The 19,964-nt window shown below is 45.4% G+C and carries 21 protein-coding genes; 12 read left to right on the forward strand and 9 right to left on the reverse strand.

What is annotated here, in order from left to right; translation table 11 throughout:
- Positions 1 to 6 precede the first annotated feature (6 nt).
- From EWM62_RS18040 to EWM62_RS18050, 3 genes are all read left to right on the forward strand, one after another.
- The gene (locus EWM62_RS18040; RefSeq protein ID WP_129878074.1) at positions 7 to 912 is read left to right on the forward strand and encodes an ABC transporter ATP-binding protein; all 906 of its coding nucleotides are present in this window, start codon (positions 7 to 9) and stop codon (positions 910 to 912) included.
- A 3-nt stretch (positions 913 to 915) separates the two neighbouring features.
- Positions 916 to 2,160, forward strand: coding sequence for an ABC transporter permease (locus tag EWM62_RS18045; protein WP_129878075.1), 1,245 nt, complete (start codon positions 916 to 918; stop codon positions 2,158 to 2,160).
- 148 nt (positions 2,161 to 2,308) lie between these two features.
- Positions 2,309 to 3,247 carry a Ppx/GppA phosphatase family protein gene (locus EWM62_RS18050; RefSeq protein WP_129878076.1) on the forward strand — a complete coding sequence of 313 codons (939 nt, stop codon included), beginning with the start codon at positions 2,309 to 2,311 and terminating at the stop codon, positions 3,245 to 3,247.
- Here EWM62_RS18050 and EWM62_RS18055 read toward each other — a convergent pair.
- From EWM62_RS18055 to EWM62_RS18065, 3 genes are read right to left on the reverse strand one after another with little or no spacing between them, the layout of a single operon-like run.
- The gene (locus tag EWM62_RS18055) at positions 3,234 to 3,491 is read right to left on the reverse strand and encodes a hypothetical protein (RefSeq protein WP_129878077.1); all 258 of its coding nucleotides are present in this window, start codon (positions 3,489 to 3,491) and stop codon (positions 3,234 to 3,236) included. The genes EWM62_RS18050 and EWM62_RS18055 overlap by 14 nt on opposite strands.
- A gap of 2 nt (positions 3,492 to 3,493) precedes the next feature.
- On the reverse strand, positions 3,494 to 4,894 hold the full coding sequence (locus tag EWM62_RS18060; RefSeq protein WP_129878078.1) for a radical SAM protein: 1,401 nt from the start codon (positions 4,892 to 4,894) through the stop codon (positions 3,494 to 3,496).
- On the reverse strand, positions 4,894 to 5,637 hold the full coding sequence (locus EWM62_RS18065; RefSeq protein WP_129878079.1) for a prolipoprotein diacylglyceryl transferase: 744 nt from the start codon (positions 5,635 to 5,637) through the stop codon (positions 4,894 to 4,896). Before EWM62_RS18065 ends, EWM62_RS18060 begins: the two co-directional genes overlap by 1 nt.
- Positions 5,638 to 5,719: 82 nt before the next feature.
- On the opposite strand from EWM62_RS18065, the gene EWM62_RS18070 reads away from it, so the two are divergent.
- The gene (locus EWM62_RS18070) at positions 5,720 to 7,687 is read left to right on the forward strand and encodes a M1 family metallopeptidase (RefSeq protein WP_162499874.1); all 1,968 of its coding nucleotides are present in this window, start codon (positions 5,720 to 5,722) and stop codon (positions 7,685 to 7,687) included.
- Positions 7,688 to 7,796: 109 nt separating this feature from the next.
- On the opposite strand, the gene EWM62_RS18075 is transcribed toward EWM62_RS18070, so the two are convergent.
- The 5 genes from EWM62_RS18075 to EWM62_RS18095 form a co-directional block, all read right to left on the reverse strand.
- Positions 7,797 to 8,360 carry a Maf family protein gene (locus EWM62_RS18075; RefSeq protein ID WP_129878080.1) on the reverse strand — a complete coding sequence of 188 codons (564 nt, stop codon included), beginning with the start codon at positions 8,358 to 8,360 and terminating at the stop codon, positions 7,797 to 7,799.
- 135 nt (positions 8,361 to 8,495) lie between these two features.
- Complete coding sequence (locus tag EWM62_RS18080) at positions 8,496 to 9,017, reverse strand: KdsC family phosphatase (protein WP_129878081.1); 522 nt, start codon at positions 9,015 to 9,017, stop codon at positions 8,496 to 8,498.
- A 77-nt stretch (positions 9,018 to 9,094) separates the two neighbouring features.
- Positions 9,095 to 9,337 (reverse strand): Fe-S cluster assembly protein IscX, encoded by a 243-nt coding sequence (iscX, locus tag EWM62_RS18085; RefSeq protein WP_129878082.1) that lies wholly within the window; start codon positions 9,335 to 9,337, stop codon positions 9,095 to 9,097.
- A gap of 44 nt (positions 9,338 to 9,381) precedes the next feature.
- A complete protein-coding gene (locus tag EWM62_RS18090) occupies positions 9,382 to 9,714 on the reverse strand; it encodes a 2Fe-2S iron-sulfur cluster-binding protein (protein ID WP_129878083.1) in 333 nt (110 codons plus the stop codon).
- 19 nt (positions 9,715 to 9,733) lie between these two features.
- Positions 9,734 to 10,516, reverse strand: a complete 783-nt coding sequence (locus tag EWM62_RS18095) for a Rossmann-like and DUF2520 domain-containing protein (protein WP_129878084.1) — start codon at positions 10,514 to 10,516, stop codon at positions 9,734 to 9,736.
- 76 nt (positions 10,517 to 10,592) lie between these two features.
- On the opposite strand from EWM62_RS18095, the gene EWM62_RS18100 reads away from it, so the two are divergent.
- From EWM62_RS18100 to EWM62_RS18110, 3 genes are all read left to right on the forward strand, one after another.
- A complete protein-coding gene (locus EWM62_RS18100; RefSeq protein WP_129878085.1) occupies positions 10,593 to 11,513 on the forward strand; it encodes an alpha/beta fold hydrolase in 921 nt (306 codons plus the stop codon).
- A 28-nt stretch (positions 11,514 to 11,541) separates the two neighbouring features.
- The gene (locus EWM62_RS18105; RefSeq protein WP_129878086.1) at positions 11,542 to 11,877 is read left to right on the forward strand and encodes a YbjQ family protein; all 336 of its coding nucleotides are present in this window, start codon (positions 11,542 to 11,544) and stop codon (positions 11,875 to 11,877) included.
- 452 nt (positions 11,878 to 12,329) lie between these two features.
- On the forward strand, positions 12,330 to 13,700 hold the full coding sequence (locus EWM62_RS18110) for a dipeptidase (RefSeq protein ID WP_129878087.1): 1,371 nt from the start codon (positions 12,330 to 12,332) through the stop codon (positions 13,698 to 13,700).
- Between the two features lie 132 nt (positions 13,701 to 13,832).
- Here EWM62_RS18110 and EWM62_RS18115 read toward each other — a convergent pair whose 3' ends face one another.
- On the reverse strand, positions 13,833 to 14,933 hold the full coding sequence (locus EWM62_RS18115; RefSeq protein WP_129878088.1) for a mandelate racemase/muconate lactonizing enzyme family protein: 1,101 nt from the start codon (positions 14,931 to 14,933) through the stop codon (positions 13,833 to 13,835).
- A gap of 110 nt (positions 14,934 to 15,043) precedes the next feature.
- On the opposite strand from EWM62_RS18115, the gene EWM62_RS18120 reads away from it, so the two are divergent.
- The 5 genes from EWM62_RS18120 to EWM62_RS18140 all read left to right on the forward strand — a co-directional run bounded on the left by EWM62_RS18120 (position 15,044) and on the right by EWM62_RS18140 (position 19,802).
- Positions 15,044 to 15,418, forward strand: a complete 375-nt coding sequence (locus tag EWM62_RS18120; RefSeq protein ID WP_129878089.1) for a hypothetical protein — start codon at positions 15,044 to 15,046, stop codon at positions 15,416 to 15,418.
- A 159-nt stretch (positions 15,419 to 15,577) separates the two neighbouring features.
- Positions 15,578 to 16,318 (forward strand): DUF4290 domain-containing protein, encoded by a 741-nt coding sequence (locus EWM62_RS18125; RefSeq protein WP_129878090.1) that lies wholly within the window; start codon positions 15,578 to 15,580, stop codon positions 16,316 to 16,318.
- A gap of 142 nt (positions 16,319 to 16,460) precedes the next feature.
- A complete protein-coding gene (gene murA, locus EWM62_RS18130; protein ID WP_129878091.1) occupies positions 16,461 to 17,768 on the forward strand; it encodes a UDP-N-acetylglucosamine 1-carboxyvinyltransferase in 1,308 nt (435 codons plus the stop codon).
- A gap of 106 nt (positions 17,769 to 17,874) precedes the next feature.
- On the forward strand, positions 17,875 to 19,431 hold the full coding sequence (locus tag EWM62_RS18135; RefSeq protein ID WP_129878092.1) for an ArnT family glycosyltransferase: 1,557 nt from the start codon (positions 17,875 to 17,877) through the stop codon (positions 19,429 to 19,431).
- Complete coding sequence (locus EWM62_RS18140; RefSeq protein WP_129878093.1) at positions 19,431 to 19,802, forward strand: DMT family protein; 372 nt, start codon at positions 19,431 to 19,433, stop codon at positions 19,800 to 19,802. Before EWM62_RS18135 ends, EWM62_RS18140 begins: the two co-directional genes overlap by 1 nt.
- Positions 19,803 to 19,964 lie beyond the last annotated feature (162 nt).

The raw sequence follows: 19,964 nt of genomic DNA on the forward strand, positions 1-19,964 counted from the left end.
TCAGATATGCTAAGCATTCGCAACATTGTTAAACAATACGCCGGGCACCGCGCGTTAGACGATGTGAGCCTTGAGGTGGAAAGCGGTAAGATCTTTGGCCTGCTTGGGCCAAACGGCGCCGGTAAAACCTCACTCATCCGTATCATCAATCAAATTACAGCGCCCGATTCGGGCGAGATCCTCTTCAACGGGGTAAAGCTCAACCAGTCGCACATCGAGCGCATTGGCTACCTGCCCGAGGAACGCGGCTTGTACAAAAAAATGGAAATTGGCGAGCAGATGATATACCTGGCCCGCTTGAAAGGCCTCACCCGCGACGATGCCACCCAAAAGCTAAAATTCTGGTTCAAAAAGCTGGACATGGAAAGTTGGTGGAAGAAAAAGATAGAAGAGCTTTCAAAAGGCATGCAGCAAAAGGCGCAGTTTGTGGCTACCGTATTGCACGAGCCCGACCTGATCATCCTGGACGAGCCCTTCAGCGGATTTGACCCGGTGAACGCCGAACTGATAAAGGACGAGATCCTGGAGCTTAACCGAAAAGGCGCAACCATCCTGTTCTCTACCCACCGCATGGAGTCTGTTGAGGAACTTTGCGATTCTATCGCCCTGATCCATAAATCGCATAAGATACTGGATGGCCGGGTGAAGCATATCCGCAATTCGTACAAGAACGAGACTTACCTGGTAGAATACACCGGCGACCAGCTGGCTTTTGATGGTTCGCAGCCCTTTGAGGTAATAAGCGAAACCGCCGGCGAGGATAATAGCAACACCATTAAAATTAAGTTGAGCGATAACTCGGCTAACGATGTATTGCAATACCTGCTTCCAAAAACACGCATCAATATGCTACAGGAAGTTATCCCGAGCATGAACGAGATTTTCATCGAAAAAGTAAACCTGATAAACTAAGCCATGAACAAAATATTACTCATTATACAGCGCGAATACGTAACACGTGTACGCAAAAAGGCTTTCTTGGTAATGATGTTTGCGGTGCCATTATTAGTAGCCGGGATGTTTAAACTTATTGCTTACGTTGCCAAGGATAGCGACCAGATCAGCAAGCCACAAACCGTTAAGGTGATTGATGAAAGCCACCAGTTTGAAGGCAAATTAAAGAATGCAAAAAACATCCAGTTCGTCCCCACCAACGAGCCATTGGAGCAAGCTAAGGCAGGCCTAAAGGATAACGAAGACCTTTCGGTATTATTAATATCGAAAGATTACGCACATAAACCTGTGCAGTTCTTTTCTAAAAAGAAACCGTCCTTCACCCTTACCGGCGAGGTGGAAAACCAGATGAACCAGATAGCATCAACCAACACGATGCTGGCTAATCATATTGATACAGCACTGATAAACAAGGCGCAGAAAAATAAAGTTAGCGTAAGCGCTATGGAAGTTACAGATGCCGGCACCAAGGACGCAGACGTTGGCGCAAGTATGGGCGTAGGTGTGGCATGTGCCATACTCATATACATGTCGTTATTTATATATGGCGCGCAGGTAATGCGCGGCGTTATAGAAGAAAAAACAAGCCGCATTATCGAGGTGATCATCTCATCGGTAAAGCCTTTTCAGTTAATGCTGGGCAAAATTATTGGCGTGGGCTTAGTTGGCTTAACACAATTTGGCGCATGGATAATTTTATCAGTACTTGCAACTAAAATTGGTGGCCAGCACGCTTCGGGTGGTATGGCCCAGTTTTTAGTTACGCTTCAAAACCTTCCGTTTGGGTACATATTATTTTGCTTTCTGTTTTACTTTATAACCGGTTACCTGCTTTACAGCGCACTATTTGCGGCAGTGGGCTCGGCGGTCGACAGTGAGACCGAAACCCAGCAGTTTATGTTCCCGATAACCATGCCTTTGTTGTTCACCTACCTGTTGTCGGTAACGGTACTATTTCGGGCACCGGATAGTCCTTTAGCCGTTTGGTTATCTATGATACCGTTTACCGCACCGGTAGCCATGATGATCCGTATACCGTTTGGAGGTGTTGGCCCGTGGGAACTGGCTATCTCAATGACTTTAATGGTGGTTGGCTTCCTGTTTACCACTTACGTGGCGGCACGTATTTACCGTGTAGGCGTACTGATGTATGGCAAAAAAGCAAGCTTTAAAGAACTGGCCAAATGGTTCTTTTATAAAGAGTAGTTTTTAAGTCTTGAGTCGATAGTCCGAAGTCTTAAGCCCGTTTAATTTCGGAATGGAGACTTTCGGCTTGAAACTAAAGACTTCAGACTTCAAGTAAAAATCCCTGCCTGAGCAAAACTCTTGCAGGGATTTTTTAATTTAGCCGCCGATGGATAACAAACGCGTTGCCGTAATGGACCTTGGCACAAACACTTTTCACCTGCTGATAGCCGAAGGCCCTGCTGATAACTTCACCACCATATTTAAAGCAACCGAAGCGGTAAAACTTGGCGAGGGCGGCATCAACAAAGGCATCATCCAGCCGGCGGCTTTTGCACGCGGCCTGGCAGCCATGCAGTATTTTCAGGATCAACTGTTGGAGCATAGGGTAGCGGATGTTAAGGCTATCGCTACGTCGGCCATACGCAGTGCGGCAAATGGACAGGATTTTATAGACCAGGTTGCAGAAAAAACCGGCATCCAAATAGAACTCATCAGCGGCGACCAGGAGGCAGGTTATATTTACCGGGGCATTGATGCCAGCGGCTGCCTTACCGATGATAACGCGCTTATTATGGATATTGGCGGTGGCAGCGTGGAGTTTATCATCGCCAACAACGATGAAGTACTGTGGAAGCAAAGCATTGAAATTGGCGCCGCCCGTTTAATGGATAAATTTCACCAAACCGATCCGATACCTGTAGCATCCATCAAAGAGCTCACCCGCTACCTTGATGGCAAACTGACGGAGCTTTTCGCCGCTGCGTTAAAATATAAACCCACCACCCTGGTAGGCTCATCCGGCGCGTTTGAAAGCTTTGCCGAGGTGATCGAATTAAAACGCGGACGGAAATTTAACCTCGACCAGACCAAAGTATATGAGTTTGATACCGACGACCTTTTAGACCTTATAGAACTTCTCATCAAATCAACCCATGCCTTGCGCGCCAGTATAAAAGGCATTATCCCCGTGCGGGTAGATATGGTAGTAGTGGCCAGTTTGCTTACCATTTACATGATGCAAAAACTGGGGCTAACGGATGTTACACTGTCCACCTATTCGTTAAAAGAGGGTGTGCTGGCGCAGATGCTAACTACGCTGCAATAGCATAACAAGTGGCAAAGCCAATTAACAACACTAAAGCCGCACTAAGTAAAAATGCCCTGGCATTTGTAAAAATTGCTATGATAAGGCATAACACCACCTGCAACGCAATTAGCATGGCATCAACGATAAAATTATATTCATCGTGATTTATGCGCAGTGCTATAGTGTAGATAATCAATATCAACATATTTACACCTATGATAATATCGTGGGTTTTTGTTTTCTTTTTTTCAGGCTCTTCCATAATTATGCAGGTTGTATTTCTTGCCTTAACTGATTTAAATAATCCTTTTTGTCATCCCGGTAAAAAATATTCATGGTTTCAAACGGGATGATCTGCATATCCTTATTTACAATATGTACGCATGATTTTTTGATAGCCCGTACGTCAAAATTTTGCGCATCTATAAACTGCATAATTATCACCCGGAACAAGTTATCGTAGCTCAGTTGGGGTGCATCAATTTCGGGCAGGCAACACATAATAGATTTTAAATGCTCTTTAGCCTTGTCAACAGAGTTACCCGTGCTAAACATATTTAAAAGATGCATTTTCAGTTGCTCGTCCTGTTCATATACAATGGTATTTTTTGAATTGTCGAGCAGATCGTCGGGGTTTATCATCCGGGTAAGCGGGAATACCTGACCGCCGAGTTTTAAAGCATACCCCATAACCAACGCGTCCGGGTTGCAAGGTACAGGTATCAAATCATTAGCATTAAAAAAAGTTGTCTGTTCTAAAATCGCCGATCTTACCTCAGTTAACGTATAGCGGTCTGTGGCGGGGTTAAAATTTTCTAACCTGCCCGCCTGTTGTGTTGGTTGAAATGTTACCCCCCGCACGCATGGTTGCTTTAAAGCATATTCAATAATTGCGCCTATCTCGTCGGTATTCAATCCTTTTTGCAGGGTTACTACCAGCGTTGTAGAAAGGTTATACTTGTTTAGGTTCTCAAGCGCTTTTATCCGAACGTTAGTTAGGTCTTCACCTCTTAACTGTATTAAAGCTTCTTTTTTAAAAGAATCGAATTGCAGATATATCTCAAAGTCGGGCTGATAAGTTGCCAGCCTTTTTACAAATTCTTCATCTTTAGCAATACGGATACCGTTAGTATTTACCATCAGATGCTTAATGGGTTTTGTTTTGGCGATATCTAAAATATCAAAAAACTGGGGGTGTACTGTTGGTTCGCCGCCGCTTATCTGCACTACATCCGGGTCTCCCTCATTTTCTACTATCACATCCAGCATTTGTTCAATTTCTTCTAAAGTACGGTGCCTGCCGTAATGCGGGGATGACATGGCGTAACAGGTTGGGCACGCCAGGTTACACCTGTCGGTAACTTCAATTACGGTTAAACAAGAGTGCTGCTCATGATCCTGGCATAAACCACAGTCGTAAGGGCAGCCATAGTGTGTTTTGGCGTTAAACTTAAGCGGCATTTCGCTACGCTTAGCATAATTGCGGCAATTTTTGTAGTACTCAATATCTGTTGCTATTAAAACCTTTTCAAAGCCATGATGCCTGCAGTTTTTGAGCATGTAAACATTATCTCCTTCAAAAACAATTTTGGCATCAACCCGCCTTAAACAAGTTGAGCAAATGCTTAGTGTAAAATCATAATATATGTACGGGCGTTCAGGCATTAGCTTTTAATTAACTTTGATGTATATAAAAACACTTTATAATAATACAAAATACCTGCCACACAAACTAACTGTATTACTGATAAGCCAAAACTGAAAAAATAATCGGGCTTTATAAATTCTATAAAAAATCTAAATAACAGGTAAGCTACCATAAATACCTTAAACCTGCTTCCATTGGTAAATTCGAGCTTGCGCTCTATTAAAAATAAAGCCAACCACAACATTATCCAGAATAGTATCTCGTACAAATTTGTTGGATGCCTGTGTATACCATCGCCAAAGTTAATAGCCCAGGGCAAGGTGCTTTGTATGCCATAGGTGCCGTCTTCTAATCCTGCAAGAAAACAGCCTATGCGGCCTATCACCATCGCCAGGATAAGGGGATAAACCATTAAGTCGCCCGACGATACAGTGACACCTATTTGCCTTTTGGTAAGCTCCACACCTATTAAACCACCCAGCATACCACCAATAATGGTTTTATTACCCATAAAATAAAAAATGTTTAGTTTAGATAAAAACTCTGGGTGTTCCAAAACGCCCACGATGTGCGAGCCGGCGAATGCGCCAAAAGCCGCGCCAATAAAAATTATTAAACGTTTGTCGGTACTGATGGTATCGTAGCCCTGTCTGCGTAGGTAGGTATAGTAACGATAGCCTGCAAAGTACGCCAGCGTTTCGAAAACAAAGTGGGCCGGTATAACAGCGCTGCCTAACGGAATATTAACGGGAAAGTGCATTTATGACTAATATATTAAAACCTGTTTACAACAAGGTAATTTAGGTCATCATTTGTATATTGCCACTGCATATTCTCATTACATGAAAAAACTCATCGGTACTTCCCTGTTGTTGTTTACCGCCGCCTTTGCACAGGCGCAGAAAAATCCTAACGATACCATCATCACCAGCTACCAGCCGTCGGTGCTGTTCTCGCCCCTGCCTTATACTGAAAAGGGCAACGAGTTCCATTCTGCCAATGGCGAACCGGGGCCAAAGTACTGGCAAAACCGGGTAGATTATAAGCTGGCCGTTAAGCTGGATACCGCGGCCAAAACCTTAAGCGGCACCGCCGATATTACCTACACCAACAACAGCCCCGATGCGCTGCAATACCTGTGGCTACAGTTGGATCAGAACACCTATAAAAAAGACGCCCGGTCTAACTTTGTCACCGGCACGCAGGCAGCCGAACATACCAGCGGTTATGAGATAGAATCGGTAGAGATAGTTACCGGCGAGGCGCGTACCAAGGCAAAATATGCCATTACCGATACGCGTATGCAGGTGCGTTTGGCCAAGCCCCTGGGTAAAGGGATTATCAAACTCAGCATTAAATACCATTACACCATCCCCGGCAGCTTTGGCGGCCGTACCGATTATGTGGATACCAAAAACGGCAAGATCTTCGAGATAGCGCAGTTTTTCCCACGGATGTGCGTTTATGACGATAGCCGCGGCTGGGCGACAGCCCCCTTCCTGGGCAGCGGGGAGTTTTATTGCGAGTATGGCGATATCGACTACTCGGTAACCGTACCATGGGATGTACTGGTGGCCGGCCCCGGCGACCTGCTGAATCCTAAAGAAGTGCTAACAGCTAAACAAATTGCAAGGTTAGCGGCAGCCCGCAACAGCGATAAAACCATCATGATACGCACCGCGGCCGAGATAAAAGACCCGGCATCAAGGCCTGTAAACAAAGGTACGCTTACCTGGCATTACAAAATGCTGAATACCCGCGATGTGGCTTTTGGCGCCTCTAAGGCATTTATTTGGGATGCCGCAAGGGTGAACCTGCCGGGCGGCAAAAAATCGATGAGTATGTCGGTTTACCCGGTAGAAAGCCAGGGTAAGGACGCCTGGGACAGGTCGACCGAGTACCTTAAGGGCGCCATTGAACATTTTTCAGAAAAGTGGTACCCGTATCCTTACCCTACCGCCATTAATGAGGCGGGTATAGCCGCAGGGATGGAATATCCCGGCATTTTGTTTGACGGTATGAATGATAAAGGCGTGGAGCTATTTTTTGTTACCGCGCACGAAATTGGCCACAACTGGTTCCCGATGATCGTTGGCAGCGACGAGCGCCGTTTTGCCTGGATGGATGAGGGTTTTAACACTTTTATAGATGTGTATGCATCCGACGCCTTCAACAAAGGCGAGTACGCACCAAAACGCGATGGCGAATATGCGCCCGGCGGCGGTAATCCTGCCGATGAGATCATCGCGCACATCGTCGACCCAAATTCGCCAACCATCATGACACAGCCGGATGCGATTCCCGAGAGATACCGACACCCGCTAACCTATTTTAAACCCGCTTTTGGTTTGATATTGCTGCGCGAGCAAATTTTAGGGAAAGACAGGTTTGATTATGCTTTCCGTAATTACATCAGCAAATGGGCTTACAAGCATCCGCAGCCCGATGATTTTTTCCGTTCGATGGAGAACGACGCGGGCGAAGACCTGAGCTGGTTTTGGCGTGGATGGTTCTACAACAATTACAAGCTGGATATAGCGCTGATAGATGCCAAATACGTGGATAAAGACCACAGCAAGGGCGTAAAACTAACCATCGCCAATAAAGAAATGATGGCTATGCCTTTTACGGTTGAAGCGAAACTGAAAGATGGCAGCAAACAACGCACCTATTTCCCGGTTGAAACCTGGCTGCAAAATAAGGTGACCACCTTTATTTTACCAACTACCCAGGATGTTGAAAGTATAACCATCGACCCGGATAACGCTTTACCGGATGTGAACAGAAAGAATAATAGTAAAAAGCTATAATAAATATGTCATTGCGAGCGATAGCGTGGCAACCTCGTCGGATGCAAGGCGTTTAGGCATAGCTACGGGGTTGCCACGTCGCTATCGCTCCTCGCAATGACATATCGGGTTATTTTAGCCTTTTCAACTGCTGATAAACCTTCTCTGTAGGTAAACCCACCACATTGGTATATGAACCATTAATGCGCTCGATGCCGATAAGGCCGATGCGCTGCTGGATGCCGTAGGAACCGGCTTTGTCCATGGGCTGGTATTCGGCTACATAACTGCTAATTTCATCATCAGTCAGTTTGCGGAAAAATACTTCGCTCCTGTCGTAAAATTTATTGTACCGGCCTTTGTAAAGCAGGCAAACACCGGTGTAAACCTCGTGCATGCGGCCGGAAAGGCGTTGCAGCATTTCTACCGCGTGTTCGGATGATTCGGGCTTGCCCAATATCAGGCCGTCTATCGCTACAATGGTGTCGGCGGTAAGCACCACCTCGTCACTTACATCTTCATCAAAGGCTTCGGCTTTTTGCTGCGCGATATAAAGGGCAATTTCGGCGGGCGATAGCCCATCGGGGTACGATTCGTCCACCTCTTTTAAAACCACGCGGAAATCAATATCCATCAGCCTTAAAAGCTCCTGCCTCCTCGGCGATTTTGATGCAAGAATAATTCTTTGGTTCATGGTTAATAGATCATGGTTAATGGTAGTATTTAGTTTATGGACGATGGTTCATCGATCATGGCAGGAGTTGGTTTATAGCTCCTACAACGTTATGGCACTGCTATGAACTATCAACCATCAACTATACGCTAAACCCTACCAGCTATAAGCCTGCTCGGTCATCCACTTGCCCTGTACCTTCATCACTTTTTCAATGATATCGCGGGCGCAGCCCTTACCACCGGCAAACGGCGATACATAGGCGCTGATGGCTTTAATTTCTTCGGCGGCATCTGCCGGGCAAACCGGCAGGCCAACCAGTTTCATCACAGCCAAATCAGGGATATCATCGGCCATGTACAGGATGTTGGCCGGGTTGATGCTTTTTTCTTCGATATAGATCTTAAACCTTTCAGATTTTGTATGCGCGCCCAGGTACACATCATTTATACCCAAACTATTTAAACGGAACAAAGCGCTTTTTGACCGGCTGCCAGATATAGCGGCAACATGGTAACCACATTTAACCGCCAGCTGCAGGGCGTAACCATCTTTAATATTAAAAGCACGGCTTTGCACACCGGTTTCGGTCACAAATATCGACCCATCGGTCAACACGCCATCCACATCAAAAATAAACGTGGTAATATCTTTAAGCTTGGTTAAAAAGGATTCCATTTTTGTTGGGTCATTGTGTCATTGGTTATTGGGTCATTACTGACTGCAAACTAACAACAGCCTACTGCAAACTGAAATTACTGGTTATCTCTCCACTCGTACACCCAGGCGCTTTGTATCTGCTCCAGGTGGCCTTCGGTAGATTGCTCGCGTGTACCGGCAAAGTTAGGCAGGCTTAGCACCCAATCCAAAAGCTCGGTAAAACGGATGCGATATATTTTCGATTCGTTAAAATCGTCGCCAAACTTTTCGTAAAGGCTCATGGCAATATCCTCGTGATCGTTCCAGTGTATTGGCAGGGCGAATTTATCGTCGTTCATGTTTTCTCTTGATTCTTGATTCTAAATATCTTGATTATTACGCGTTAGTGGCCCATAAAACCAGATTGATCCGGCAGGGTTACTTCAATATCGCCGTCGATTATAACGCACTGGCAGCCAAGGCGCGATGTAATGCGCGGGTTAACTGCCCGGTCAATAAAGTCCTCTTCCTTATCAGATATCTCCTGGATGTTATCCATCCCCTTGTTTACGTAAATATGGCAGGTACTGCAACCGCAAACCCCGCCGCAGTTATGCTGCAGGTCGATGCCGTTTTCCAGGCAAACGTCTAAAACAGATTCCCCCTCGGCAATAGGCAGTTCCACGCTTTCGTGGTCCTTTTCCTCAAAGTTAATCTTTACTTTAAAAATATTCATTTTGGCAAAAGTAACAAAATTACTTATCCCCGTTGCCGGTGTTATTGTTTTTGATAATATCCTGACTTAACCGTGTATAAATTTCCTGCAAACCAGGCTGCGCGTTTAGCATTTGCAGGTGCGCCTGCATGGTGTGTTCATCGTTACGCACGGCAGGGCCGGTTTGCACACCGGCAGGCGAGTGTTCTTTAACTTTGTCGGCTGTTTCGGCTATCAGCGGGCGCAGCATATCAAAGCCCATACCGCTTCCGGCCAAAAGCTGCTCGCTTATGTTATATAAATGATTAGTAAAGTTGCAAGCAAATACTGCCGCCAGGTGTAATACTTTGCGCTGGTCAGAATTTACCCGGTAAACGTTGTTACTAACGCTGCGGGCAAGTTCTTCCAAAGTTTTGGATATGCTTTCATCAGCCCCCTCTATACACAGCGGCACCTCCCTGAAATTAACTTCTTTTGTTTTGCTGAAAGTTTGCAAGGGGTAAAACACTCCCGCGTTTTTAGTATGATCCGATAAGGCTTGCAGATCCACCGCCCCTGATGTATGTACAACGGGCTTATTAAAGGTGGACAAATGCGGGACAAATCCGGTTATGGCGTCGTCCTTAATGGCTAATATAAAGATATCCGTATCGGCGTTGATGTCCTCTGCTTTATTTATGGCTTCGGCAGCCACATGATAGGCTAACAAAGCGGCATGCTGCATATCGCGGCTGTAAACCTGCACAATGCGGTGCCCTGCATTTTTAAACGCAGCCGCCAAATGTGTGGCAACATTGCCCGAACCAATAATGGTAATACGCATATGCTATTGATAAATGTTGCGCAAACTTAAATATTTCTGCTATTTTTATTCCCTAATACTGACCCTGATTTAATCAATGAAATTTCTGAAGAACCTGCTCTGGTTTGTTATTGTATTGGCAATACTGGGCGCTGCTGCCCTTTACATTATTTACGACCATTACAACCCCGAGAAAAAAGAACTTACTTACGAACTACGCAAAAACACTAACGGCAGCTATATCGAGCTTACAAGCGGTGTAACGCACTACGAGCTTGATGGTGCTGATACCGGTAAAGTTGTGGTGCTGATACATGGTTTTAGCGTCCCTTACTATATCTGGAACGGCACTTACGAATACCTTACCGAGCGTGGTTTTCGTGTTTTGCGGTACGACCAGTTTGGCCGTGGCTTTTCTGACAGGCCCAACGTTACTTATAACAAGCAACTTTATTTTGAGCAATTAAACGAACTGATAGATAAACTGCACCTTAAAAAACCGGTAAGCCTGGTAGGTGTATCTTTTGGCGGCGAACTGGCTACAGATTTTACTGCTGCCTACCCGGATGCAGTGGATAAGGTGGTGCTGATAGACCCCGGATACATTGCCGAAAAGCCATCGATGCCGGCAATGGTAGCCGATTTTTATGAAGCAACCCACGCCGAAGAACGCGCCCTGGGCCAGTTGACCGATTTTAAATACCCAAACCGCCAGCAAACCTGGGTTGAGCAATACCGGCCCCAAATGGAATATAAAGGTTTCCGCAGGGCGTTGGTATCCACACTCTATAATTATAACTATACCGGCCGCCAGGCAAACATCGCGCTTAATAACCAGCATAAACAGGTTTTGCTTATCTGGGGAAAGGAAGACAACACTGTGCCCTTTAAGTACAGCGACTCGGTACGCAGCGTGTTGAAAGCCGAGTTTTTACCCGTTAACGATGCCGGCCACCTGCCCTACATTGAGCAGGCTGATATTGTTAACCCTGCTTTGGTAACATTTTTGAAGAAATAGTATCTTAGTATAAACAAACTAAATTATTATGGATCTTTCACTCATCACCACCAGCACCGGTTTAGACGGTTATAAAGTTGTTAAACATTTAGGCGTTGTACGCGGTATTACCGTGCGCAGCCGTAGCGTTGTAGGCAACTTTGCCGGTGGCATCCAATCGCTTTTTGGCGGCAGGCTTTCGGTTTATGTAGAGCTTTGCGAAAACGCCCGAGAGGAAGCTTATCATTTACTAATACAGCACGCACAGGCAATTGGCGCAAATGCCATCATAGGTATGCGCTATGATGCCAACGAGGTGATGCAGGGTATTACCGAGGTATTGGCTTATGGTACTGCTGTGGTGGTTGAAAAAGTAGCGGAGTAAGTAAAAATGTTCACGTTCACGTTGCACACAATGCCGTGAACGTTCGCATTTGGCTGATAATCAGATATATGACAAATCAACTACTGACAAAATAGCGCCACCATTTATATTGGCGAGATTATTATTATCGGTACTCGATATTATGCCAGCGATTATGCAGTTATTGGCTTATGGTACTGCAGTGGTTATTGAGAAAAGAGCGGAATAATGGCAAGAAATACTAAAATTGGCTTATTCGCCATACTATTAGGCGTGGGGATGTTTCTTCTCGGAGCTTCATTGTTTAGTTATAGCGGCCCCGCTCTAAACCCATTATTGAGTGAAGCTGGGAAATATTCATTTTTTCTTTGGCTGCCGACAATTATAACCGGATTTGTTTTTATACTTATCCCCCATAAGAAGGGTTAGGAGTATTGCGGAAACACTATCTTTGCTTCAAATTATAACCTCTCATGCAAGTAATAAAGCAATATATAGAAGATAACAAGCAACGCCTGCTTGACGAATTATTTGAACTGCTGCGCTTTCCATCCGTTAGTGCCGACCCAAAATACGCGCCCGATGTTTTAAACGCCGCCGATTATGTAGCAAAAAAACTAACGGATGCCGGTGCCGATAATGTGGAAGTCTGCAAAACCGCAGGCTACCCTATTGTTTACGGCGATAAAATTATCGACCCATCCCTGCCAACCGTTTTGGTTTATGGCCATTACGATGTGCAGCCGCCCGATCCTTTAGAATTATGGCACACCCCGCCTTTTGAGCCAACCGTACGCGATGGCAAAATTTACGCCCGCGGCGCCTGCGATGATAAAGGCCAGTTTTACATGCATGTAAAAGCATTTGAGCTGATGATGCAAACCGGTACCCTGCCCTGCAATATCAAATTCATGATAGAGGGCGAGGAAGAGGTAGGATCAAACAACCTGGGCATATTTGTAAAGGCAAATAAAGAGCGTTTAAAAGCCGATGTAGTACTGATATCCGACACATCGATGATCAGCATGGAGCATCCGTCTTTAGAAACAGGCTTGCGTGGTTTATCATATTTAGAAGTAGAAGTTACCGGCCCTAACCGCGACCTCCATTCGGGCGTATATGGCGGCGCAGTGGCCAACCCGGCTACCATCCTTGCTAAAATGATAGCTTCCCTGCACGATGAGGATAACCATATTACCATCCCCGGTTTTTATGATGATGTTACGGAACTAACAGCAGCCGAGCGCGCAGAACTTAACGCCGCGCCTTACGATGAAGAAGAATATAAAAAAGACCTGGATATAGCCGAAACATGGGGCGAAAAGGGTTACACCACCTTCGAACGCACCGGTACACGTCCTACACTGGAGGTGAACGGCATTTGGGGCGGCTACATTGGCGAGGGCGCTAAAACCGTACTGCCGTCAAAAGCAAACGCCAAGATCTCGATGCGTTTGGTGCCAAACCAAACATCAGGGGCAATTACCAAATTGTTTACAGATCACTTTTTGAAGATTGCACCTACTTACGTTAAGGTAAAAGTTACCCCGCACCATGGCGGCGAACCTGTGGTTACGCCTACAGATAGCATTGCCTATAAAGCAGCACAAAAGGCCATTGCCGAAGCATTTGGCAAGCAGCCTATCCCAACCCGCGGCGGCGGCAGCATCCCTATCGTGGCCTTATTTGAAGCCGAATTGGGTATCAAAACAGTACTGATGGGCTTTGGTCTCGATAGCGATGCCCTGCACTCGCCAAACGAGAAATACGATATTTTTAACTACTACAAAGGGATAGAGACCATCCCCTTGTTTCACAAATACTTTGCAGAGTTGAGTAAGTAATCCTCTCGCTGTCATTTCGAACGATAGTGAGAAATCTTCTACATTCTGCTTGCAACCATGCAAGTTCGCTCGTAGCTTTTTAGAAGATTTCTCCTCACTATCGTTCGTTCGAAATGACATAGGGGTATATAGCTATACACTAACCTTCTCGCACCCCCTCAAAAATTCTTCATCAGCATTTGCGCCAATGCCAATTGCATCGCTGATGTTTAGCTTGTAGCCATCGTAGGTAACGCCACCAACACATGGGTCAACCAAATGGCCCAGCATGCAGGTATCCATATCGTAAAAATGAATATTGGGGCTGGCGTACACAAAGTGCAGCTTCGCGCTCAGGGCTATGCGGCTTTCCAGCATACCGCCCATCATACAGGGGATGCCTCGTTCGGCAGCCGTATCATGGATCTTTTTGGCTTCCAATAACCCGCCTGATTTTGCCATTTTGATGTTGATGTAATCGCACGATCCGCTTTCTATTTGCATCCTTGCGTCGTGGTGGTTGTACACGCTTTCATCAGCCATAATTTTTACCGGTGATAGCTTCATCAGTTGGGGCAGGCGGTCGTTATGCCAGGTGCGCATAGGCTGCTCGCAAAACTCAATATCATACGGCCCTATGGCCTGTAGGGCAAAAGCGGCCTCGTCAAAACCCCAGCCCTGGTTGGCATCCACCCTTATCTTTATTTCGGGGCCAACAGCTTCGCGGATCTGCTTAATTCGTTCTACGTCGGTTTGCGCCCCTTTACCCAGCTTCACCTTTAAAATATTGGCGCCGGTGGTTTTAAAATGAATAGCTTTTTGCGCCATGGTTTCTGGCGTGCTGATGCCGATGGTAATATCGCTTTCCACCACGCGCTTTTCTCCGCCTAAAAACCGGTAAAGCGGCAAGCCGGCATTTTTAGCGGCTATATCATACAGGGCTATATCAAATGCGCTTTTTATAGTAGTGTTGCCTGCGGCGGCATCATGCAGCTGTTGCATGCGCGTCGGTATATCCAGTGCATCCTGCTCAATCCACAATCCGGCGAAATATTTGGCCATCACCAAACAGGTGTCCTGCGTTTCGCCAACTATCATGGGGAAAGCCGAACACTCGCCCACGCCATAAAAACCCTGGTTGGTATGCACGCGGATAAACACGTTCTGTGCATGGTCCATAGTTCCGGTGGCTATGGTAAAGGGTTCCATAGGGATACTGAAGCGGTAAATATCTACAGACGTAATAATTGCCATGTTTTTGCGGATGTTTAATAGCATTAAGCGGTTTTGAAAACCATTAAGCGCTTAAATTATAAATTTAATTATATTGCTCCTAATAATCCATCTTATTACCTTTACACCATATGGCAGCCGTACACCCTAATTACATTAAATCATCCAACCTTATTATCTTGAGTATGCTGGTTGGCCTGATGAGCCTTGCATTTGCACAGGAACCACTTAAAACTTTGCCTGCTGTATTATCTGTTATAATAACCATACTGTTTTTAGGGGTGATAGCTTTTTTGGTGCGCAGGGGTATAAGTTGGATGAAATATGTTTTATTGGTAGTGTTTATATTAGGGCTTGCGGCACTTATCTTGCTCATAATTGGTAAACAGCATGTTCGTACAGGGGCGCTTGTGGTAAATATCCTGCAAACCCTGATACAGCTTTGGGCGCTGATAAGACTTTTCACCATACCCAAAAGCCCGGGCAAGGTATCGTTTAATAAATAAACCGCTTGCTGGCCATATTTGTTTCTTAACACATTTACGCTATATTTGCGTTAATACTTCATAATTTCATTTCGGTTCTCCGGTTTCTGCCTTTATTCTTAGAAACTGTCCATGCGCCGGAAAACACTTCAAGAGATCTTATTTATTTAAAAAACATACATGGCATTAACAAATTTGCCTGGTCCGTTTGATTATAACTCAACCAGGAATAAACTTTTATTAACAGAATACGGCCGTAACGTGCAAAATATGGTGAAATACATCGTAGCGTTACCAACCAAAGAGGAACGTAATAAATACGCACAGGTTGTTATTGACCTGATGGGCTTTTTAAACCCCCACCTGCGCGATGTGGCCGATTTTAAACACAAGCTTTGGGACCACCTGCACATCATATCCGATTTTCAATTGGATGTAGATTCGCCGTACCCAAAACCAAGTCCGGAGGCTATCCACCTGAAGCCCGAGCCGCTTAAATATCCGCACCAGCGTATTAAATACAAGCACTATGGCAAAACCATCGAAATGATGATAGAGAAGGCCAAGGCTATTGAAGAGCCCGACCGCAAACGACACATGGTACAGGCTATAGCCAATTTTATGAAGATGGCTTACGTGCAATGGAATAAAGATTCGGTTGCTGATGAAACCATCCTGTCGGACTTGTACGCCTTATCCGGTGGCACCTTAAAACTGGAAGAGAACATCAACCTTAACCGGGTCGAGTTCCGCGCTAACCCGTATAACAATCAAAATAACAATAACAGCCGCGGGCGCACCAATAACCAAAACAACCGCGGTGGCGGTGGTGGCGGGCGCACCAATAACAACAACAACCCGCGTAATAACAACAATCAAAATAACCGTAACCGCAACCCCGGAGGGGCGAAGAAATATTAATGGTTTATAGTTGATGGTTCATAGTTCATAGAAAGAGTTTGCAGCTTAGGCGCATTGCGATTATTTTATAATCTTTGTTATACTATGAACCATGATCCATTAACCATGAACTGTGGAATCAACCATGAACTACTTATAAACTATGAAAAACGCATTCGAGATACAGGGCGGTAAAAAGCTTAAAGGCGAGATCATCCCCCAGGGCGCAAAAAACGAAGCATTACAAATCATATCGGCTGTTTTATTAACAAGCCAAAAAATGACCATCAGCAACATCCCCGATATACAGGATGTAAACAAACTGATAGAGTTACTGGGCGACATGGGTGTTGAAGTAAACCGCATATCGCGCGATACCTGCACTTTCGAGGCCAAAGAGATAGACCAGGACTTTTTTAATTCTGAAGCATTTAAAACAAAGGGTGGCGGTTTGCGCGGCTCGATAATGATATTAGGGCCGCTGCTGGCCCGTTTTGGCAAGGCATCCATCCCAAAACCGGGCGGCGATAAAATTGGCCGCCGCAGGCTGGATACCCATTTTTTAGGGTTCGAGAAACTGGGCGCCAGGTTTGACTATAACCCCGAGAACGGCTTTTATAATGTAGATGCATCAAACCTAAAAGGCACTTACATTTTACTGGACGAAGCATCTGTTACAGGCACCGCCAATATTGTTATGGCGGCTGTATTGGCTAAAGGCACAACAACTATTTATAATGCCGCCTGCGAACCTTACCTGCAGCAGCTTTGTAAAATGCTTAACCGCATGGGCGCCAAAATTAGCGGCATAGCATCAAACCTGTTAACAATTGAAGGTGTAACCGAACTGGGCGGCACCGATCACCGCATGCTGCCGGATATGATAGAGATAGGATCGTTCATCGGCCTTGCCGCCATGACCGGTTCCGAGATCACTATTAAAGATGTGCACTACGACGAACTGGGTATGATACCCGATGTATTTAAGCGTTTGGGTATTAAACTGGAGCGCCGCGGCGATGATATTTACATCCCATCGCAAGACCATTACGAGATAGATACTTTTATCGACGGCTCGTTATTAACCGTTGCCGATTCGCCATGGCCGGGCTTTACCCCCGACCTGCTGAGCATTGTGCTGGTTGTTGCCACACAGGCAAAAGGTTCGGTGCTGATCCACCAGAAAATGTTCGAGAGCCGTTTGTTTTTTGTAGACAAACTGCTGGATATGGGTGCCAATATCATCCTTTGCGACCCGCACCGTGCAACCGTTATAGGTTTGGATAAGATGGTGCAGCTAAGGGGTATCTCTATGACCTCGCCGGATATCCGTGCAGGTGTATCGTTGCTGATAGCAGCATTATCCGCACAGGGGCAATCTACCATCTACAACATCGAACAGATAGAGCGCGGCTACCAGAATATTGACGACCGCTTAAGAGCGATTGGTGCTGATATTAAGCGCGTATAAAAGCACTCAGCTAAAAGCAGAAAGCCTAAAGCTTTTTGCTTTTAGCATTTTTTTTAGCTTTACGCTTTGTGCCTTAAGCTTTCAGCTTAATAAACCTGACGCATCAATGCCATACAAAAACCGGAGATCATCGTATTCTACTTTTATATTGATCTTTGTTGCGTTAAAAATAGTGCTTAACCTTTTTGCTATAAGCAATTTTGGTTTTCACCGCGATGAGTTGCTTCATCTGGTTTTAGGCGATCACCTGGATTGGGGATACAAGGAAGTACCACCGTTTATAGCCCTGCTGGCAAAAATAACCCTTACTGTTTTTGGCGATTCTGTTTTTGCCGCACGCATATTCAGTACCCTTGCAAGTGGTTTTATAGTTTGGCTTACCGGGCAAATTACCGCCGAATTGGGCGGCCGCAGGTTTGCCATTACCCTTGCCTGCTTAGCGTTGATATTTTCCCCGGCATTTGCCGCCAGTGGCTACCTTTTTCAACCCGTGGTGTTCGATCAGCTTTGGTGGGTGGTTACCGTATGGCTTTTTGTAAAGTACTTAAATACTGCCGATGTAAAATATTTATACTGGCTTGGCGGCGCGGTAGGCTTAGGTTTGCTAACCAAGTACACCATGGCTTTTTTTACAGCATCGCTTATTGTAGGTATCCTTATCAGCCGCGAGCGTAAGCTGTTGTTCAATAAACATGTGCTTTACTCGGCCCTGGTTGCCATAATTATATTTTTGCCCAATATTATCTGGCAGTTTGCGCACCATTTGCCGGTGATACACCACATGCAGGAGCTTAAGGCTACCCAGCTGGACCACGTAAAACCAATGGATTTTGTAATGCAGCAGCTATTGGTAAATGGCACATCGGTTTTCATTTGGCTTGTTGGGTTTATCAGCCTGCTGTTTTCTTTCAGGTTGCGCCGGTTCAGGTTTATGGCTATTGCTTATATTTTGATCTTCCTGTTTTTGCTGCAAATGAATGGTAAAAGCTATTATATATTTGGCGCATACCCCATGCTGTTTGCCGCCGGCGGTTTTGCACTCGAACGGATCCTGAACCGCAAGGCCTACATTTTACGCACGGTAACCACATTAGTATTTATTTTACCAAATGTGTTGATATTGCCTATTGTATTGCCTCTGCTATCATTAAATACAACCGCGGCATTCATCAAACGCGAAACCAAGCGTTATCCTTTTATGAAATTTATAGTTACCTGGGAGGATCAAAAACAACACCCTTTAACACAGGATTATGCCGATATGCTGGGCTGGGACGAGATGGCAAAAAAAGTAGCCGACACCTACCATTCCCTTACCCCCGGGCAGCAAAAAAACACACAGATATTTGCCGATAATTATGGCCAGGCAGGCGCAATACACCACTATCGTCATCAATACAACCTGCCCGAAGTAACATCACTCAACAGCAGTTTCCAACTTTGGGCTGCAGATAGTTTGAGCGCACATTATATTATTTATGTAGATGATGACGATAATGTGGAGCGCAGGTTAAGCCCGCTTGTAGAGAGCTACCGCGAAACAGGGCGGGTACTAAACCCACTGGCCCGCGAACATAACTCGAGGATCTACCTTATCACCAACCCATCGCCTAAGCTAAACGAAGTTTATAAAGCCGAACTGGCTAAAAAAAGATTGCAATAATGCGCGGAGTAAAAACCATCCTGTTCCTTACCATATCAAACATGTTTATGACGTTTGCCTGGTACGGGCACCTTAAATTTAAAGAGTACGAATGGGGCAAAAACCTGGGGCTTATATCCATCATATTTATCAGTTGGGGGCTGGCGTTTTTCGAATACCTTTTCCAGGTACCGGCCAACCGGGCAGGTTTTAAGGCCGATGGCGGGCCGTTTACGCTTGTTCAGTTAAAAACCATACAGGAGGCTATTACACTTACAATGTTTATGGTATTCACCATTGTATTCTTCAAAACCGAAAAGCTTGGCTGGAACCACCTGGTGGGTTTCGCGCTGATCGTATTGGCGGTGTTTGTGATATTTAAGAAATGGTAAGTTTCATTTGTCATGCTGAACGATAGTGAAGCATCTAATCGCCGACATACATTTAGGCGATTGCACAGTTCACAAATAGATCCTTCTCTCACGCTCAGGATGACAAACTTGATATAACAAAAAGAGATGCGATGTATCGCGTCTCTTGAACAAAAACCTTTC

The organism is Mucilaginibacter terrigena (assembly GCF_004168255.1).
GTDB lineage: Bacteria > Bacteroidota > Bacteroidia > Sphingobacteriales > Sphingobacteriaceae > Mucilaginibacter > Mucilaginibacter terrigena.

Bases quoted from the DNA above. Each gene is read 5' to 3' on its own strand.
- EWM62_RS18070 (WP_162499874.1), top strand. From the start codon at position 5,720: ATGAAAAAACTCATCGGTACTTCCCTGTTGTTGTTTACCGCCGCCTTT.
- EWM62_RS18075 (WP_129878080.1), bottom strand. From the start codon at position 8,360: ATGAACCAAAGAATTATTCTTGCATCAAAATCGCCGAGGAGGCAGGAG.
- EWM62_RS18080 (WP_129878081.1), bottom strand. From the start codon at position 9,017: ATGGAATCCTTTTTAACCAAGCTTAAAGATATTACCACGTTTATTTTT.
- EWM62_RS18095 (WP_129878084.1), bottom strand. From the start codon at position 10,516: ATGCGTATTACCATTATTGGTTCGGGCAATGTTGCCACACATTTGGCG.
- EWM62_RS18110 (WP_129878087.1), top strand. From the start codon at position 12,330: ATGCAAGTAATAAAGCAATATATAGAAGATAACAAGCAACGCCTGCTT.
- EWM62_RS18060 (WP_129878078.1), bottom strand. From the start codon at position 4,894: ATGCCTGAACGCCCGTACATATATTATGATTTTACACTAAGCATTTGC.
- EWM62_RS18055 (WP_129878077.1), bottom strand. From the start codon at position 3,491: ATGGAAGAGCCTGAAAAAAAGAAAACAAAAACCCACGATATTATCATA.
- EWM62_RS18135 (WP_129878092.1), top strand. From the start codon at position 17,875: ATGCCATACAAAAACCGGAGATCATCGTATTCTACTTTTATATTGATC.
- EWM62_RS18140 (WP_129878093.1), top strand. From the start codon at position 19,431: ATGCGCGGAGTAAAAACCATCCTGTTCCTTACCATATCAAACATGTTT.
- EWM62_RS18115 (WP_129878088.1), bottom strand. From the start codon at position 14,933: ATGGCAATTATTACGTCTGTAGATATTTACCGCTTCAGTATCCCTATG.
- EWM62_RS18100 (WP_129878085.1), top strand. From the start codon at position 10,593: ATGAAATTTCTGAAGAACCTGCTCTGGTTTGTTATTGTATTGGCAATA.
- EWM62_RS18045 (WP_129878075.1), top strand. From the start codon at position 916: ATGAACAAAATATTACTCATTATACAGCGCGAATACGTAACACGTGTA.
- EWM62_RS18120 (WP_129878089.1), top strand. From the start codon at position 15,044: ATGGCAGCCGTACACCCTAATTACATTAAATCATCCAACCTTATTATC.
- EWM62_RS18050 (WP_129878076.1), top strand. From the start codon at position 2,309: ATGGATAACAAACGCGTTGCCGTAATGGACCTTGGCACAAACACTTTT.
- EWM62_RS18090 (WP_129878083.1), bottom strand. From the start codon at position 9,714: ATGAATATTTTTAAAGTAAAGATTAACTTTGAGGAAAAGGACCACGAA.
- EWM62_RS18125 (WP_129878090.1), top strand. From the start codon at position 15,578: ATGGCATTAACAAATTTGCCTGGTCCGTTTGATTATAACTCAACCAGG.
- EWM62_RS18105 (WP_129878086.1), top strand. From the start codon at position 11,542: ATGGATCTTTCACTCATCACCACCAGCACCGGTTTAGACGGTTATAAA.
- EWM62_RS18040 (WP_129878074.1), top strand. From the start codon at position 7: ATGCTAAGCATTCGCAACATTGTTAAACAATACGCCGGGCACCGCGCG.
- EWM62_RS18065 (WP_129878079.1), bottom strand. From the start codon at position 5,637: ATGCACTTTCCCGTTAATATTCCGTTAGGCAGCGCTGTTATACCGGCC.
- iscX (WP_129878082.1), bottom strand. From the start codon at position 9,337: ATGAACGACGATAAATTCGCCCTGCCAATACACTGGAACGATCACGAG.
- murA (WP_129878091.1), top strand. From the start codon at position 16,461: ATGAAAAACGCATTCGAGATACAGGGCGGTAAAAAGCTTAAAGGCGAG.